The following is a 17,989-nucleotide window of genomic DNA, read 5'->3' as shown; positions in this document are numbered from 1 at the left end:
TCGCTTAATCACACCCGTATTTACCGCAACCACGGAGCAGAAATTGGGCTCTGGAGTAATCAGCACAACTCCCGAACGCAAGGAAACTTAGGAATAAAGGGAAAACAAGAAAAGGTCTGCTATGCCAGATGCAGAATCACAACAAAAGTTTTCCGGCTTACCAAAATAATGGGTCTAAAGCCCCGTGCTTTTAGCGCGGCTTTCTTTAACTGCGCTATACTTACGCTAAGTAAGTCAGCGTAATCATGTGGGTATTTGAAGCAAAACTTCAGGGAACAAATGGGCAGTATGAGCGGCTTGATGAAGCCATTCGTACTGCTAGGTTTGTTGGCAACAGTTGCCTCAGATACTGGATGGACAACAAGGGAATTGGGAAATACGAGTTGAGTGCATATTGCAAAGTTCTTGCCAAGGAATTTCCTTGGGCGAACAAGCTTAACTCTATGGCTCGTCAGGCTTCTGCTGAACGAGCTTGGTCTTCTATTGCTCGGTTCTACGACAACTGCAAAAAGAAGGTAAAAAAGAAAGGTTTTCCACGCTTCAAAAAGCACCAAACTCACGGTTCTGTTGAGTACAAAACAACGGGATGGAAGCTGTCGGAAGATAGAAGAACCATCACCTTCACCGATGGCTTCAAAGCTGGAAGCTTCAAGCTGTGGGGAACCCGTGACTTGCATTTCTATCAGTTGAGTCAAATCAAGCGGGTTCGAGTTGTTCGTCGTGCTGATGGGTACTACGTTCAGTTTTGTCTTGATGTTGAGCGGGTTGAGAAACGAGAACCGACTGGTAAGACCATTGGGTTAGATGTTGGCTTGACTCACTTTTATACCGATTCCGATGGACAGACTGTTGAGAATCCCAGACATCTGAGGAAGTCCGAGAAAGCTCTTAAGCGATTGAGTAAGAAGCTTTCTCGCACCCAAAAAGGCTCGAAAAATAGAGCCAAAGCTCGAAACCGTTTGAGCAGAAAACACCTCAAGGTAAGTAGGCAGCGTCAAGATTTTGCCGTGAAGTTGGCAAGATGCGTAGTTCAGTCTAACGACTTGGTTGCTTATGAAGACTTGATGGTACGAAATATGGTTAAGAACCGGAAGCTGTCCAAGTCGATTTCTGATGCTGCATGGTTCGCTTTCCGCAATTGGTTGGAATACTTCGGCAAGGTGTTTGGAGTGGTGACGGTTGCCGTTGCGCCCCACTACACCAGCCAGAACTGTTCCAAGTGTGGGGAAGTCGTCAAAAAGTCTTTGAGTCAAAGAACACATCGCTGTCACCATTGTGGGTTTGTTTTAGACCGAGACTGGAATGCCTCCCGGAACATTTTGGAACTAGCACTACGTACCGTGGGGCGACACGGGAACGCCAGCCCTGAGCTTTGTCGAAGGGTTAAACGCCTCTGGAGACATCGACCTCTGCATTGGTGGGGAAACTCCTCAATGTAAGCCGAGTCGTGGAAAGAGGAAGCCCAAAGAGTGATCTTTGGAATCCTCGTACCTAAAGGTCGAGGAAGATGTCAACTCTCTATCTGCCTATCAATCGAAGTTTTTCTAAAAATTTCTGAGACTAGGGGCAAGAATTTCAGTAGGTGGAACACTTGTGCTGCGGGTAGTGGTAGCGTAGAGAGTAGCCCGTCATAATCTAACTAGCAGTAGTTTGTTTGTTAAAGAAGTCACTGGTGCTGATGCAGGGAAATCTCCGACAGCGTTACACTAGTTGTTGGCAGTTCTTGGCTGTCATCACTGGGCATTCTCAGATTTTATCTTTGAACAATTTTCATGCAGACCAAGGCTTTTAGTGAGCTTTTTCCACTTTTCAATACAGCTAACCCAGAGACATTAGAATGGTTTCTGTCTGTTGTGGTAGAACACGATTACCCCACAGGTAGAGCTGTATTAATGGAAGATGCTTGGGGCAATGCAGTGTACTTTATTGCTTCCGGCTGGGTAAAAGTTCGACGCCTTTATGGTGAGAGCACAGTAACCCTAGCAATTTTGGGTCGAGGAGATTTTTTTGGTGAGATGGCAATTCTTGATGAATCTCCCCGCTCAACCGATGTTGTTGCTCTTTCTGATGTGGAGTTACTCAGCGTCTCCGCCCAGCGATTCATTCAAACTCTTTTCAAAGATCCCCAGTTACAGCATCGCATGTTGCAACTGATGGTGAAACGTTTACGCCAGAACAATGTCCGCTTTCAAAGACGACATCAGCCGTCGGCAGTTCAGTTAGCTAATACTTTGGTGAGTTTGGCAGAGAGCTATGGTCAATCCACTGAACAAGGGACTGAAATATTTAACATCCCTTATAAAGATTTGGCAAACGTCACAGATATCAGCCTTGAAGACACGACCAAAATTATGGAAAAGCTCGACAGCAAGGGCTGGATTAAGATTGATCCCGAAAATCAAACTATCTGCCTAATTAATACCAAACAACTGACTCATCTGGCTAGTGGGACACGTTTAGGCGCTAGAACACCAGTTCAGTAGATAAGTGGGTGGGGATGAATAAGATAAGAGAAGATATGTCAAGAAATGTTAAGAACGTAAGATTCTCTTTGCTGCTGCTTTACCCCAACGGCAAACATTAATACCAACTACTTATAAATTAATAAATTACTAATTATTCTCTCAAGAGAAGGCAACTCTCTAAATTTTTGCCTTCTCTTTCTTGCCCATAACAACCGCAATACGGTTATTTAAGTGTTGTTCTAGAGAAAATCAGAGACTGTTTGCAGGTTCCTTGTAATTTGGTTCCTAGGCAAAGCGCAGGAGCAATTTGCTCCTAGCGTTCAGCAAAACTGTGACAAATGAGCAGATTTAACGTCTTAAGCCCATTTATCATCCTACAGTCTTTCACCAGACATAAAAAGGTCTTGGTGTTTTGAGTTTATTCCTTTATTGTAGGAAACTTCAACCACTTTATTTTTGTCCCACTTGTTGTTTGTCCCCCAGGTCTTAAGACGCTGGGTTTTGTATTTATATGACTGAAGCAACGATCATTCGCCCCAACAATGTAGTCAGCACTGCACCGGCAATCTACTACCAGGTGACCATGCCTGAGCCTCAATCGCATCTGTTCGAGGTAACTTTGCAAGTACGAGACTGGCAGGAACCTTTACTAGATTTGAGAATGCCAGTTTGGACACCAGGCTCTTACCTAGTGCGGGAATACGCTAAACATGTACAGGATTTCTGCGTTGCTGACGAGCGAGAGCAGTCATTGTCCTGGAGCAAACTGGGTAAAAATCGCTGGCAAATTGATACAGCGGACGCCTCAAACATTACAGTACGCTACCGCGTTTTTGCCAACGAATTAACGGTACGAACTAATCACTTAGATGCTAGCCACGGCTATTTTAATGGTGCTGCCCTCTTCTTCTTACTCCAGGGACATCAACAAAAACCGATTCGGGTGACTATTGTACCGCCACAACCGGGCTGGCAGGTGACCACGCCACTGCCACCAGTTCCGAGGGAAGCCAACACCTTTCTGGCCGCAGATTTCGATACGTTGATAGACTCCCCCTTTGAAATTGGTCATCAGCGACTGTATGATTTTGAGGTACTAGGTAAATCTCATCAGCTAGCAATCTGGGGAGAAGGTAACGCTGACCCGGAGCGCATTATTGAGGATACGAAGAAAATTATTGAGGTAGAAGCACAGTTATATGGAGGTTTACCCTACGACCAGTATTTGTTTTTGTTACATTTATCATCTCATGGATTTGGTGGTTTAGAACACAAAAATTCCTGTTCGTTGAATTATCCCCGCTTTGGTTTTCGCAGTAAGGATAAGTACAACCGATTCGTGCAGTTGGTTGCCCACGAATTCTTTCACCTCTGGAATGTCAAGCGGATTCGGCCGAAAGCGCTGGAGAAGTTTGATTACGAGCAGGAAAATTACACGACTTCTCTGTGGTTCTGTGAAGGGGCGACGAGTTACTACGACTTGCTAATTCCCCTGAGGGCAAAAATTTACGATCACAAGACTTTCTTGGATAGTTTAAGTAAAGAAATTACAAAATTGCAGACAACACCGGGTCGTAAGGTACAGCCGGTGAGTGAAGCGAGTTTTGATGCCTGGATTAAACTTTATCGGCGGGATGCCAACAGTGACAATTGCCAAATTTCCTACTACTTGAAAGGGGAAATGGTTTCGTTATTACTAGATTTACTAATTCGGGAGCGTCATCGCAATCAACGTTCTCTCGATGATGTGATGCGCCAGATGTGGCGGCTTTTTGGCAAAAAGGAAATTGGCTATACTCCAGAACAATTGCGCAGTGCCATTGAGTCTGTCGCTAATGTGGATTTGAGCAAATTCTTTGAGCTTTACGTCAACGGAACCGCTGAATTACCTTTCAATGAATACCTGGAACCTTTTGGCTTGCAGCTCAATGAGATTCAAGAAGAAGAACCAATTCCTTACTTGGGCATAAATGTCAGTACAGAGAATGGTCAAGATTTGATCAAGTTTGTTGAGACTGGTTCCCCAGCCGGAGTTGCGGGAGTTGATACAGGGGATTTGTTGCTGGCCATTGATGGCTTGCGGGTAACCGCTGACCAACTGAGCGATCGCCTCAAAGACTATCAGCCAGGTGACACTATTGGGCTGAGCGTTTTCCATCAAGACCAACTCCTGACTTTACCAGTTAAGTTGAGGAAGCCGCATCCTAGCAGCTACCGAATTGTGCCACTGAAGAATCCTAGCAATGTCCAAAAACAAAACTTGGCCGGTTGGCTGGGAACTTCCTCGGCAAGTTAGAAGGGTTGAAGATGGGAAGGTTGTTCGCGCAGCGTTCCCCAGAGGAGTAAGTTGAAGGTTATTTTATTTCACTCTCAAGATAGCTCGATCAAGAGCAGGAGACAACCTGATAACTTGTCTACCTCCAACTCTGATTAGAATCGACTCTGACGGTACCAACGAGCAATTCGTGCTGGAGAAACTCCCAGAAGATAGGCAATAATTACTAGCTGGTTAATTAATGTCGTCTTGATCACACCGAGCTTCTGCCAGCGCCGTCCAGAAGTTAACACGGCGGCTGATAAAATGACAATTTTGCCGCGAGGCTTCAAGTGTCGCATTAATTCAAAATCTTCCATAATTGGCAGATTTTGAAAGCCTCCAATTTCTTGAAAGACGGTGGCCCTCAAAAAGATTGCTTGGTCACCGTAGGGCATTGAAAAAAAACGCGATCGCACATTCACCATCTTTTCCAGTAACCGCAACCCCCTCAATTGGGCGTCAACACGCAACTCGAAAGCACCAGCAACTGTTCGGGTCTCTTGCAGTGCTTGGCGAACCAAGGTATCAAACTCTGTTGGTAAATGGGTGTCGCCGTGGAGAAATATTAGAATTTCACCTGTAGCCACCGTTGCACCAGCATTCATTTGATGAGCACGACCAGCTGCCGTAGAAATGACCTTGACGCCCGTAGATTGAGCAATTGCTACTGTTTCATCTTGGCTGCCGCCGTCTACCAAGATTACTTCCACGTTCCCGGCTTCTAGTGCCCTTGCCAAAACCGTGCTAATTTTGCTCGCTTCATTCAAAGCGGGAATAATAATTGAAATTTTTTCAATTGCCATTGAGCTGTTTAAGAGCAAAGCCTCGTGCTTAGATACCAAGATGTATTGATTAAGGTAAGTGGCAAGGCTGACTCTTACCTGAGGGAAAAATGAGAATACACTTAGAATCTCAATTCTAAAAGCTTCGCCCTGCTAAATCCTCTGGACGGTCAATATCGTTGAGTACCGGAAGATAAGCGATCGCCAAATTCAATTTTTGGGCAATCTCCACGGTTTTTTGGCGAACTTGGGAAGTACCCCAGCTAATACCGATAAATAGCTGATTAATTAAACGACGCAAACCAATTAGATAATAGCCTCCATCTTCTGCTGGGCCCAGCACTAAATCATGCTGATTAAGGGCTTGAAATGCCTGCTCAATTAGTTGAGTCTTTAAATCAGGGCAATCAGTGCCAATAATTACCACCCTAGTCATGCCAGCATTAAAAGAAGCCTGGAATGCTGAAGCCATGCGCCTGCCCAAATCACCCTGGCCCTGTTGTTGGTAAATAACATCAGACCCTAGCCAGTCTCGCATTAATTGTTGATCGCCACCAGCAAAATGGACTTCTACAGACAAAGAATTTGACGCTTTAAGTGTCTTGGCTGTAATTAGCGTCTGTTCTGTCATCTGGCGTTGCAGTTGTGCCGCACCTTCGTCGCCCAGCAAGGGGATCAAACGCGTCTTGGTTTTTCCTGGTTCGGGATAGCGACTAAAAATGATTAAGCGTTCCGATACTTGAGACACTTATAGCTCCTTAACTTGTCCCCCGCTTGAGGTGGCGGGGGATTCATTGTCAATTGGAAATAGTTAATTGAAAATTGAGAACAGGAACTCCGGCTTTAGGCACTCATCTCCAGCATCCGTTGAATCGGTCGTAGTGCAGCAACTCGAATCTCCTCTGGCATGGTGATTTCTGGCTGGCGATGCTTCATAGCAAAGTACAGCTTTTCTAGGGTATTAAGCCGCATATAAGGACATTCATTACAGTTGCAGTTGTTGATCCCTGGGGCTGGGATAAAGTACTTATCAGGTGTCTGCTTGCGCATTTGATGAATAATGCCCGGTTCAGTGGCGACGATAAATGCTTTAGTGGGACTTACTTGAGAATACTTGAGCAGCGCTGTTGTTGAACCAATATAGCTAGCGTGACGTAGTACTGTTGGTTCACATTCTGGGTGGGCAATGATCTCTGCTTCTGGGTGTTCGAGCTTTAGCTGCACGATATTCTTTTCTGAGAAGGTTTCGTGAACTATGCAGCTACCCTGCCAGAGTACCAGGTCGCGACCAGTTTGTTCCATTACATAGCGCCCTAAATTCCGGTCTGGGGCAAAAATAATTGGCTGGTTTTGGGGAATTTGGTTGACAATCTTGACGGCGTTGGAACTGGTACAGATAATATCGCTCATCGCCTTGATCTCAGCAGAGCAGTTGATATAAGAAACCACCAAGTGATCAGGATATTTTGCCTTAAATTGGGCAAAAGCCTCGACAGGGCAACTATCTGCTAGAGAACAACCGGCACTCAAATCTGGCAATAGCACCAGTTTATTGGGGTTAAGGATTTTGGCTGTCTCTGCCATGAAGTGGACACCAGCAAAAACAATGACGTCCGCATTGGTGCTTGCTGCTTGCCTTGAAAGTCCTAGAGAATCACCTATGTAGTCTGCTACGTCTTGAATATCGGGGTCTTGGTAGTAATGGGCAAGTATGACGGCGTTGAGCTCTTGCTTAAGGGCTTCAATTGCCTCAAACGGGTCATAGGGTAGAGACCCGACAGTCTGTGTCTTTTGAGGAAGTGCACTCGTAAACAAAGTTTTGAGTTACCCCGTGTAGGTATATGAATGAAGTTTCATGAATTATAGTGAAATTTACCAAAAGCTGCATGGCTAGTGTCAATTTCTTCCGACGGAAGGTGATGGGTCTTGAACTGAGACCATTGAGGTTGATTGCTAAGGTGGTCAACGACAAAATTATCTAGGACAAAAAACGGTCAAAACCCTTAAGGCTTTTCTATCCTGGAAAAGAGTCAACTAGAATACAGAAAATGACTAATCATTGCAATCAACTAATTAAAATAGCTGTTATTGGCGATATTCATGACCAATGGGAGATTGAGGATAACCTTGCTCTGAAGGAGTTGGGTGTCGATTTGGTCTTGTTTGTGGGAGATTTCGGCAATGAAGCGGTTGAAGTAGTGCGCCTGATTGCCTCACTTGATCTTCCCAAAGCAGCGATTATGGGAAATCACGATGCCTGGTATACGGCCTCGGCATGGGGTAGAAAAAAGTGCCCTTACAACCACAAGCAAGAAGACTGGGTGCAGGAGCAGTTAGACTTGCTCGGTAATACTCATGTGGGTTACGGAAAGCTTGACTTACCGGAATTTAAGCTTTCTGTAGTAGGAGGACGTCCCTTTAGCTGGGGTGGCCCAGAGTGGAAAAATGAGGAGTTCTTGAGGGAACGTTACGGCGTCAAGGACTTTACAGAATCTACTGCTTGTATAGTCGCAGCAGCAGAAGATGCGGCTTATGAAACCGTTATTTTTATTGGTCATAATGGACCAACGGGATTAGGCAATCAGCCAGAAGCACCTTGTGGTAGAGACTGGAAACCTCTTGGTGGTGACCATGGTGATCCGGATTTTGAGGAAGCGATCGCCAAAACTAAGACATTGGGTAAAATAGTTCCCTTAGTTACTTTTGGTCACATGCACCATCAACTGCGTCATACTACTGAGCGACTGCGAAGAAGTATTGCTACTGATGCCGAGGGGACAGTTTACTTGAACTCGGCGAGTGTGCCTCGGATTATCCAAACTGAGACTGACAGAGTGCGTAATTTTTCACTGGTGTCTTTAGAAGGGAGTGTGGTTAAGCAAATTTCTTTGGTTTGGGTGGGTAAAGACTACACTGTGGTGTCTGAAGAGCTGCTCTACCAGGATACAGAATCCGTTTTAGTAGAATCTGTTTACAGTAAGTCGTCATGAGTGTCCAAGGCTTGGTAATATAGATAAGCTACATTAGCCCGGAGAGGTGGCAGAGTGGTCGATTGCGTCCGACTTGAAATCGGATGAACCGCAAGGTTCCGGGAGTTCGAATCTCCCCCTCTCCGTTACTCAGTTTCGCTGGTAACTATTTTGGATTAAAGTACTCAAATGCGTCGAGTGATTTAGCAGCGCGCCGCAAGTCTATTGGTTTTGGCTTGAGCAACTTTAACAAATCTCGGATTATTGACTACTCCAGTATTAGAAGTAAGGTGAACAGTTAACCTTTGAGCAGTTGGTTAATTAGCAAGGGGTATTGGCTAAGCTCATGGCAGACAAATGGTTTGAGGATCCTCCGGCGTTAGAAATAACTGCTAATCTTGGCGACGACGCTTTGAGCGGTGCGAATCTCGAACCCGGCGAACCAGCCAAAACCCCAAGAAATAACTACAAAATGCACAGACTAATCCCACTGTTAGGCAACCCACCAATAAAGTCGAGATAATCGTTAATCCCAACTCTTCCACTTCCGGCCAGGATGACAAACTGATATTGATCTGATTGTCATCATTGAGCAACCATTGACCAACATGAAAGTTGAATGCATAGAGAGGAACATAAGTCAAAGGATTACTAATCCAAGTTCCCGCTGCGGCGACGATTTTGTTTCCCCTTAAGGCAATTGCTAGCAAAATACCAACAACTATCTGAAGGCCAAATAAGGGGAATAAGCCAGCAAACACGCCACAGGCTAAACCACGAGCGATTGCGTCTGGCGAGCCTCGTAAGCGAACCAGACGCCAGTAGAAGTATTGTAAGCGTCTCCGGAAACTCCGCTTCGGACCTCTCAACTTGGGATTACGAGATAATTGTAATTGGGTTTGTGCGGGAGAACGCCGAGGATAGCCTGGCGGAGAAATTCTAGACATCTTGGCAAAAAATCAGCAACCCTTCGCCAAGTAATGGCGAACTCTTCTTTTACTAGGGTATCTCTACTGACTCCGAGACAGGCGAAGTATTTATTTTCCTTAGTGCATTATGTCGGGAGAAACTCCTGAAAAACCGAGAGAAACCATATAAGTTTCCAGACAAAGCAATTATTAATAGAGTGAGGAGTTCTGATGTGATTATAGAGAATTGCTCTGGTATTGCCTAGATGGTGATAGGCGAATCAACGTAAATTGTAGGTTCATTCATCTTAAACTGGAGTCCGTAAGCCATTAGCTGCTTGGAAATTTTCTCATTTGCTAGTTCCAATAGACGCTTACGCAGCTCAATTGAATTTTCATTAGAACCTAGAATAAAGAAGCTCACCCTAGCACGTGTGTAATTATTTTCTGGTTGGTTGATTAAAGCAATGCTAGTACTACCTGGGTCAATACCAAATAAAGAATTGGTACTCTCTGCAATCACTTGCTCCACTAAAGCTTGCTCCTGTTCTCCTATAATCTGAGAAAAATCCAGGTACAGCAAGACCATGACCTTTTTCCCCCTGGTAATATTCTCAATTTCCCAGTTGGCCATAGTTGAGTTAGGCACAATCATCAAGGTGCTTTTCGCTGCTGTGCGAATTTTAGTAGAACGTAAACCTATAGATTCAACGCGACCAAATGAGCCATTAGGCAGCCGAATATACTCTCCAGGAATAAAAGGACGGTCTAGATATAAAACAACAGTGCCTAAAAGCTGTTCCAATGTTTTTTGGGCAGCAAAAGCAATTGCAATACCGCCAATACCTACACTGGTAACCAAAGTAACTAAATTTATATTCTGGCTTTGGGCAAATACTACAAAAGCAATAAACCCAATGACGATATTAGCAACAGTTTCAAAGACTAGCAGTAATTCATCGACTTCCCAACCTATCTTCCGAATTAAATCAATGCCGTAACTACGAACTAATTGCCTAAATAAACGAGAGGCTAACCAAGCAACGCTAATCGTTACCGCTAAATCCATAAAAGGTTGAATAAAGTTATGCAATCCTTGATACTTTCTCAACCATTCTAAGGATAAGGAAACTAAAACTAATGTCCCGGCAATTTTAAAAATTTGCTGAATTGGCTCAATCAGATTGTCATAAATCTCTTTGCCTTTCTGAGGAGAAAACCGATGAATAACCAGGCTGACAATACCAGGAGTATATCGCCCGATCAAAATTGATAAAAGGGCAAAGATTAGGAAAATTACATAGTTAGGAATTTTTGAAGTGTCTAGAAAATTGTAAAAGCCGCTGAGGTTGCTGCTTATATTCGATAAATCCATCTGCTAGATAGTAATTGGCGAATCAACGTTAACCATTTTGTCTTCAATATCAAAAGCTATGCCATATTCTTTGAGTTGCCTAGTGATGTTTTCTTTGGCAATATCAAGCAGTTGGCGACGCAATTCCATGGAAAACTCTCCAGAACCCAAAATAAAGAAGTTGACTTGGGCTTGGGTAATACTCTGACTTTTATCGCTGATTAGGTCTTTAAATATAACCCCTGTACTACGGGGGTCAATTCCGAAAATATCTTTGGTACTTTCTAAAATTACTTGGCGTACAAAGGCTTTTTCTTCCTCAGGTACAGTGCGATAAAAGGTTAAGTAAATTATCGAAATAACTTTCTTAGCACCTGTGAAATTTTCAATGCTAACTTGAGTGATTGAACTATTAGGTACTACAACTAAAGTACCTTTCCCTGAAGCTCTAATTTTAGTGGAACGTAAACCAATTGATTCTACCCGACCAAAGGTTCCATCGGGTAAACCAATGTAGTCATCAACAACGAAGGGTCGGTCAATGTAAATAACAATACCACCCAGTAACTGTTCTAGAGTTTTTTGGGCAGCAAAGGCAACAGCAAGACCACCAACTCCTAAGCTAGCCACCAAACCCAAAATATTAACTTGATGGGTTTGAGCAAAGACGATGACGGCGATTACAATAATTAAGAAATTGACTGCAACTTTGGCAAGAAGTAACAGCTCACTATTAACCTTGCGTCCACTTTTGAGAGTGCCAGGTAAAAGATATAGGTCAAAAAAGCGCTTGAAAGTTCGAGAAGCTAGCCAGCTAGCAGTAATTGTTAAGGATAAACTGACTGGTAGTTCTACTAGCTTGAGTAAATTAGCTTCAGGTACTAGAGAGATAATAATATCAGCTGCCGCTAGAAAAACTATTAGACCAATTAAGTCGTTGTACGGCTCAATTATTCTTTGATAAGCATCTTTGAGCTGAGAAGAAGCTAAACTTTCTTGCAATGAAAAGAGCAGTCTGGGAACAAAAAGACTAGCTACGACAATCAAAATCCCAGCTAATACCAGCATCACAATTGATAAGTCTAAATTCAGACTAACGGTTTCTGGTAAAGCATCTGGCGTTGGCAAACTCCCATATAAAATACTCAACATCAGTTTAATTAAGCTCACCTTGATCCGTTTACTTGAATTTTACAAGGCGTAATTGCCCTGATTAACCCATCACAGGCAACACCTAGTGTAAAATACACAGCTTACCTCAAAAGTCAACAACTGGGTAATTAATTTTTTCAAGCTGCAACGTTATCTTAACAAAAGCCTAGCACCTACTATGAGGCTTCTCATTTCGCTACTTATACTCTCTTTTGTAACAGAAACGTTACATTGCTAATGTCAGTATTGCCCTCAGCTTGATAGCCACTTACAGTTGATTGCCTGCCGCTTCTAGTCCCTGTTCAGCTTTTGCCGCCCACTCAGCATTACCTTGGGCATTGTAAAGCTCTTTCGCATATTGCAAAACCTGCTGAGCGTCAGTATATCGGTTCTGGCGGAGAAAGACCAAACCAGCAGCGTAGTAGGCATTGGCGTAGTTAGAGTTGGCAACGGCTGCTTGCCGAAAAGCTTCCAGGGCTTTCTCTAATTTCCCCTGCGTAAAGAAAATTGAGCCGAGGCTGTAGTAGGCTTCGGAGTATTGAGGGTTAATCTGAATCGCTTGTTGCAATGCTTTTTTTGCCTCTTCTATTTTCCCCTGTTGCACATAAGTTAGACCTAAGTGATAGGCAGGTTCTGGGGCGTTTTTACTCAATTGCATGGCACTATTGAAGGCCGCGATTGCTGACTCTAGTTCTCCTGACTGCGAAAGTACCAGACCTAAGTTGTAATGAGCAACACCCAATTTGGGGTCAAGTTCCAGTGCTTTTACCAAATAAGCTTGCGCTTGGGATAAATTATTACCTTCTAGAAGCGCCGCTCCCAAATTGGCAAAGGCTAGGGCAAAGTTGGGGTCAATTTGTATGGCCTGATAAAAGGCATCAGCCGATTCTTGCAATCGTCCCGCTTGCCGTAAGGCTAACCCTAAGTTGTAGTGTGCTGGTGCCAGTTGTGGATCTAGTTGTACTGCCTGACGAAAGGCAGTGATCGCTTCTGAGACATTGCCCTGCTGAATTAATGCTAATCCTTGCTTGAATTGCTCAAGCGCTGCTGGTTGTGTTTGCCCAGTTGTTGGCAGCGACTGCGCTAGCGATTCGGCAATAACTGGTATTGATGGCACGATCACACTACTAGACAACAGTAAGCTTAGCCCTATCTTACTGAAAAATCTTACACTGGTCGATGGCAAATTGTGTTTCAATTTGAAACAAGTCAATTGACTACTGTTGCTTATATTCATGTTATTTATAAATAATTCATTTCAATTGATTTTACTTAACTTTGAAGAGAGTTTTCCTTAAAAGAGATTGCGAGTTTAAGAAATTGATCCCAGAACAGGTTAACCTCACAAACAGATAGCTTGAACTCCATCTCCGCAGGACTTAAGCCGATACTGATAACTTAACTTGGGAGGAGATAAGGAAAGCAGACCTTAGGGAGCGCCAGAGATGAGACCAAAAATCGCTCCCTCGCTTCAAAAGTAACCTACACAGGTCAATCATCTTGATTATTCTGGGGGTAAATTATGAACCAAAAAGTTGTTTCTGCTACCCGTAATGTGGCAATCGTTGGTCCTTATTTGAGTGGTAAAACCACTCTGTTGGAAAGTTTATTGTTTGTCAGCGGTGCGATTACACGCAAAGGTAGCACTAAGGACGGTAATACCGTAGGCGATAGTGCAGCAGAGGCACGCGATCGCTCCATGAGTGTAGAAGTAGCTGCTGCAAGTACAGAGTATAAAGACATTCGCTTCAACTTTCTAGACTGCCCTGGCTCAATTGAATTTGCTCAGGAAACCTACAATGCTCTAGTTGGTGTTGATGCTGCTGTAGTTGTTTGTGAGCCAGTAATTGAGCGTGTCCTCACTCTAGCTCCCTTATTCAAATTCCTCGACGACTGGCAAATCCCGCATCTGGTCTTTATTAATAAAATGGACCGATTCAATTGTATTGGTGATGCCTGGGGTCAATCTTACCGAGAACTGCTGGATACCCTTAAATTAGTCTCGACGCGCCCCTTAGTGTTGCATCAATATCCCATTGGTAAGGGGGAACAGTTAACTGGGTTTATTGATTTAGTCACAGAACAAGCATACCTCTACCACTCCAGTGCTCCAGCTGACCCAGTACCACTACCAGAGTCTTTGCAAGAGCAAGAACACCAAGCAAGGACTCAATTACTGGAAACCTTGGCTGATTTTGATGATCACCTGCTAGAAGAACTACTAGAAGAGATTGAACCCCCTCAAGACGAAATTTTCCAAGACTTGAGGATGGAACTAGGGGCAGACTTGATTGTGCCAGTGTTCCTGGGTGTCGCCGAGCAAGATTACGGCGTTAGGCCTCTAATGGATGCCTTGTTGCGAGAAGCACCAGCACCGGAAACTACAGCCAAGCGCCGGAAGTTTAATGGTAATTCCCAGACAACCCTAGCCCAGGTACTTAAAACTTACTACACTCCCCAAGGTGGTAAACTCTCGTTGGTACGTGTCTGGCAAGGTCAGCTCACTGATGGCATGATGCTTAATGGAGTTCGGGCTTGTGGCTTACACCACATGCTGGGTCAGCAGACCAACTCAATTTCTGAAGCCTCAGCAGGGGAAATTATCGCTGTTGGACGCCTAGAAGGCATTGCCACGGGTACAACTCTCAGTAACAATACTGAGCAATCAGCGCCAGAATTACCAAAGGCTGAGGCAGTTACACCAGTATATGCTTTAGCGATCGCTCCAGATAAACGCAAAGATGAAGTGAAGCTCTCTGGTGCCTTAACCAAGCTTTTGGAAGAAGATCCATCTCTGGCTTGGGAGCAACATGGTGATACTAACGAAATCATTCTCTGGGGACAGGGTGAAATTCATCTTCAGGTAGCGCTAGACCGATTGGGGCGCAAGTATAACCTGCCAATGACAACTCATTTGCCACGAGTTCCCTACAAAGAAACTATCCGCAGACCGACATCTTCCCACGGACGCTACAAACATCAAAGTGGCGGTCATGGTCAGTTTGGTGATGTCCATCTCGACATTAAACCTTTACCTCGCGGCGATGGCTTTAACTTCTCGCAAACCATTGTCGGCGGTGTCGTGCCGAAGCAGTATATTCCCGGAGTAGAAGTAGGAGTGCGGGAGTATTTAGTACAAGGACCTCTGGGCTTTCCGGTGGTAGATGTCGCCGTGACGCTGACTAATGGTTCCTACCACTCTGTTGATAGCTCAGAACAAGCTTTTAAGCAAGCAGCGCGATTGGCAATGACGCAAGGAATGCCCAACTGCGAACCAACGCTGCTAGAACCAATTATGGTGATTGAAGTATCTGCACCAGCAGAATTTACTGCCAAAGTTCTCCAACTGATGACAGGGCGTCGCGGGCAAATTCTCGGCTACCAAGCTCGTTCAGATTGGTCTGGCTGGGATTGTGTCTCTGGGTATCTCCCTCAGGCAGAAATGCATGACTTCATTGTCGAGTTGCGATCGCTTACTCTAGGTATCGGCTTCTTTGACTGGAAGTATCACCATCTCCAGGAGGTTCCAGGTAAGTTGACTAAAGGCGTGTTGCAGACAACTAGTAGTAATGGCAACGGCAATGGTAATGGTTAATCAACCACAACCAGAATTCTCCCAATTTCATGATTAATTATCTTGTGGGTAAGGGAGATGTGGGAAATGAGGAATGCTTTTTTTAAAGCAAGAGAGGCAACTAAGGAGAGTATCTTTGACTCTGTTTCCTGAATCAGACAAAACTTTCCCCCTTGTCCCCCTTGTCCCTTATGCTTAGGAGTTGTGGGTAGTGCATAACAATGGTGTATCAGAATAGCTCTGAAACTTGGTATATTGTCAAGCGCCAAGAAGGTCACTGTGAGATTGTATCTAGTGGACAAGCTCAAAACCCATCGGTAGCCTCAGATGTTGTAGAACGCTGGGGGCCATTTGATTCCCAACAAGAAGCAATTGCCCGCCGTGTGGGGTTAATTCGCGCCGGCAAATGTCAACCAATGTAATAAAGCTTTCCTAATGCTAATTTCCCTAGAGCATACTTGACTAATTGCTCTAGGCACCGAATGCACTAGAAAGCCGACTCCCGATGGGCCGGATATTTTCTTTTTGCCTTTACTTCTGTAAAGGCTAGGTAGGGAGTGCTATTGACTTCTCCCTGCACAACACCCATAAAGTTATAGAGCAGGAGAGGCTGCTCTATGTTCTTGTTTGGTAGCAATCTCCTTCTTTAATATTTCCTCTGCTTTGGCATACTGAGGATCTTCTTGAGTACCAATTCTGGTGCGATTGAGCTGCAATTCCTTGCGCTGCTCTTCCGAGAGTTCTACTACCACGTCTGGGGCAATCCCTGCCTTATTGATATCACGACCACTAGGTGTTAGATACTTAGCAATTGTCACAGCAAGACCAGAGCCATCTCCTAGCCCTCGCACTGATTGCACTAAACCTTTACCAAAAGTTTGAGTACCCACCAGCGTTGCTCGTTCATTATCTTGCAATGCACCGGAAAGAATTTCACTGGCACTAGCTGAGCCACCGTCTACGAGTACCACAAGCGGCTTCTCTGTTAGCGGACGATTATTGGCTTTCTGAGCGTCAGTAACACCTTTTCTGTCCACAGTCGAGACAATCGTACCATCCTTGAGCCACATCCTAGCGATTTCGATGCTGGAGTAGAGCAATCCACCGGGGTTAGAGCGCAAATCTAAGACATAGCCACTTACCTGCTGGTTTTCTAAATCTTTAATCGCCACCCGCATTTCCTGAGCAGCAATGGCGCTAAATTGATTGAGGCGAATAAAGCCAATACCACCAGCAGGACTAGGGCGATAGCTATAGCGTACGGGATGAATTTCGATTAGTGCTCTAGTGATTTGATAATCTTTTTCCTCCTTCTCTCGCTGAATAGTCAGCGTTACTGAGCTTCCTGGTTTACCCCGGATCAGGCGCACGGCGTCGTTAACGTCCATGCCTTCGGTACTCTGACCATCAATTTTGGTGATCACATCCTTCGCCAAAATCCCGGCCTCAAAAGCAGGAGTATCTTCAATTGGCGAAATCACGATTAATTTTTTCGTTTCCTCATCCAGAGCAATCTGAATGCCCACACCTGTTAATTCCCCAGAAGTATCAATCTGCATGTTCTTGAACTCTTCTGGATCCATAAATCTGGTGTAAGGATCTTCTAGCTTCTCCAACATTTCCCGGATGGCTTTATAGGCCTCTTCCTTGTCGGAGTAAGGGCGGTCTAGATATTCATTACGCGTTTTATCCCAATCTACCTGATTGAAAGTGGCATCAACGTAATCATGCTTAATAATCTGCCAAACTTCATCAACTAGCTCTTTTGGACTTTCGCTTAAGAAAGCTTGACTTTGAGATAAATGAAGGCCAGCACCTGTAACCGCGACAGTTGTTAGGACTACTGCTGTCGCACCAAGAACGAGGCCACGCTTTGTAATTACCATGATCCTTTCTGAGCTGAAGGAAAACTACTGCAAAGGAGTTAAGCTCACTCTAACACAGGCTATAACAGGAAGTTCCATAGCACAGATTTCTTTCTTTTCAACTTAAGTTGCCATCACTGCCGAAAAGACTAAGGCTAGTTGGTTGTCGGGAAAGCTGTTTGAGGTGTAAGTTTGCACATAAGTTGAAATTTTTCCCACGGACTGACAGCACTTTCAGCCCTCTGATTTGCACATAAGATGAAAAATTTTGACCCAATAGATGAAAATTTCCTACCCTTATGACGCATTAGATGAAATTTTCGACCCTCAGGCGCTGGATTCCAGCCCTTAACCGAACTTGGTTAAGGCTTTGAGAGCCGTGGAGGAGAACTAGAGAAGTACTAGAGCCGGCTAACAGAGAATGACAATCATTCCAGAGGTGGGAAGTTCTCCCTAAAGGGAGAACTTCCGTCAGTGAGGTTTGGGGTCGAAAGCTCCAAATGAGAGAGTAGGTATTGTTCCGGCTCTCTATACATCTAAAATCTAGAAGCAGTCAGAGAAGTATCTCATCCGAAAGAAAAGGGTTTCTTTATACATATCGAT

The 17,989-nt window shown here is 44.5% G+C and carries 13 protein-coding genes, 1 tRNA gene and 1 pseudogene; 7 read left to right on the top strand and 8 right to left on the bottom strand.

What is annotated here, in order from left to right; translation table 11 throughout:
* Window positions 1-245 precede the first annotated feature (245 nt).
* The 3 genes and pseudogenes from ACT7WV_RS04765 to ACT7WV_RS04755 all read left to right on the top strand — a co-directional run bounded on the left by ACT7WV_RS04765 (window position 246) and on the right by ACT7WV_RS04755 (window position 4,761).
* Window positions 246-1,473 (top strand): annotated as a pseudogene (locus tag ACT7WV_RS04765) (RNA-guided endonuclease InsQ/TnpB family protein).
* A 299-nt stretch (window positions 1,474-1,772) separates the two neighbouring features.
* On the top strand, window positions 1,773-2,483 hold the full coding sequence (locus tag ACT7WV_RS04760) for a Crp/Fnr family transcriptional regulator (RefSeq protein WP_445101798.1): 711 nt from the start codon (window positions 1,773-1,775) through the stop codon (window positions 2,481-2,483).
* 493 nt (window positions 2,484-2,976) lie between these two features.
* Window positions 2,977-4,761 carry a M61 family metallopeptidase gene (locus tag ACT7WV_RS04755; protein ID WP_445101797.1) on the top strand — a complete coding sequence of 595 codons (1,785 nt, stop codon included), beginning with the start codon at window positions 2,977-2,979 and terminating at the stop codon, window positions 4,759-4,761.
* A 134-nt stretch (window positions 4,762-4,895) separates the two neighbouring features.
* On the opposite strand, the gene ACT7WV_RS04750 is transcribed toward ACT7WV_RS04755, so the two are convergent.
* From ACT7WV_RS04750 to nadA, 3 genes are all read right to left on the bottom strand, one after another.
* Window positions 4,896-5,585: a TIGR04283 family arsenosugar biosynthesis glycosyltransferase gene (locus tag ACT7WV_RS04750; RefSeq protein ID WP_445101796.1), complete on the bottom strand. Its 690-nt coding sequence runs from the start codon at window positions 5,583-5,585 to the stop codon at window positions 4,896-4,898.
* Window positions 5,586-5,700: 115 nt separating this feature from the next.
* Window positions 5,701-6,312, bottom strand: a complete 612-nt coding sequence (locus tag ACT7WV_RS04745; protein ID WP_445101795.1) for a TIGR04282 family arsenosugar biosynthesis glycosyltransferase — start codon at window positions 6,310-6,312, stop codon at window positions 5,701-5,703.
* A 95-nt stretch (window positions 6,313-6,407) separates the two neighbouring features.
* On the bottom strand, window positions 6,408-7,379 hold the full coding sequence (gene nadA, locus ACT7WV_RS04740) for a quinolinate synthase NadA (RefSeq protein ID WP_445101794.1): 972 nt from the start codon (window positions 7,377-7,379) through the stop codon (window positions 6,408-6,410).
* Between the two features lie 233 nt (window positions 7,380-7,612).
* Here nadA and ACT7WV_RS04735 point away from each other — a divergent pair, with 233 nt between their 5' ends.
* Window positions 7,613-8,554 carry a TIGR04168 family protein gene (locus ACT7WV_RS04735; protein WP_445101793.1) on the top strand — a complete coding sequence of 314 codons (942 nt, stop codon included), beginning with the start codon at window positions 7,613-7,615 and terminating at the stop codon, window positions 8,552-8,554.
* Window positions 8,555-8,594: 40 nt separating this feature from the next.
* Window positions 8,595-8,679: transfer RNA gene (locus tag ACT7WV_RS04730), tRNA-Ser, on the top strand.
* A gap of 246 nt (window positions 8,680-8,925) precedes the next feature.
* Here ACT7WV_RS04730 and ACT7WV_RS04725 read toward each other — a convergent pair.
* From ACT7WV_RS04725 to ACT7WV_RS04710, 4 genes are all read right to left on the bottom strand, one after another.
* A complete protein-coding gene (locus ACT7WV_RS04725) occupies window positions 8,926-9,480 on the bottom strand; it encodes a DUF2062 domain-containing protein (RefSeq protein WP_445101792.1) in 555 nt (184 codons plus the stop codon).
* A gap of 223 nt (window positions 9,481-9,703) precedes the next feature.
* Window positions 9,704-10,816: a mechanosensitive ion channel family protein gene (locus tag ACT7WV_RS04720; protein ID WP_445101791.1), complete on the bottom strand. Its 1,113-nt coding sequence runs from the start codon at window positions 10,814-10,816 to the stop codon at window positions 9,704-9,706.
* A 3-nt stretch (window positions 10,817-10,819) separates the two neighbouring features.
* On the bottom strand, window positions 10,820-11,947 hold the full coding sequence (locus ACT7WV_RS04715) for a mechanosensitive ion channel family protein (protein WP_445101790.1): 1,128 nt from the start codon (window positions 11,945-11,947) through the stop codon (window positions 10,820-10,822).
* Window positions 11,948-12,215: 268 nt separating this feature from the next.
* Window positions 12,216-13,064, bottom strand: coding sequence for a tetratricopeptide repeat protein (locus ACT7WV_RS04710; RefSeq protein ID WP_445101789.1), 849 nt, complete (start codon window positions 13,062-13,064; stop codon window positions 12,216-12,218).
* Between the two features lie 405 nt (window positions 13,065-13,469).
* Between ACT7WV_RS04710 and ACT7WV_RS04705 the strand changes: the two genes are divergently transcribed.
* Together ACT7WV_RS04705 and ACT7WV_RS04700 are read left to right on the top strand one after the other, a co-directional pair.
* A complete protein-coding gene (locus ACT7WV_RS04705; RefSeq protein WP_445101788.1) occupies window positions 13,470-15,542 on the top strand; it encodes an elongation factor G in 2,073 nt (690 codons plus the stop codon).
* A gap of 200 nt (window positions 15,543-15,742) precedes the next feature.
* Window positions 15,743-15,943, top strand: a complete 201-nt coding sequence (locus tag ACT7WV_RS04700) for a DDE transposase family protein (RefSeq protein WP_445101787.1) — start codon at window positions 15,743-15,745, stop codon at window positions 15,941-15,943.
* 171 nt (window positions 15,944-16,114) lie between these two features.
* Here ACT7WV_RS04700 and ctpC read toward each other — a convergent pair whose 3' ends face one another.
* A complete protein-coding gene (gene ctpC / locus ACT7WV_RS04695) occupies window positions 16,115-17,407 on the bottom strand; it encodes a carboxyl-terminal processing protease CtpC (RefSeq protein ID WP_445101786.1) in 1,293 nt (430 codons plus the stop codon).
* Window positions 17,408-17,989: the final 582 nt, after the last annotated feature.

It is taken from the genome of Symploca atlantica LB2515, assembly GCF_052546295.1.
This window is presented reverse-complemented; position numbering and strand designations above follow the sequence as displayed.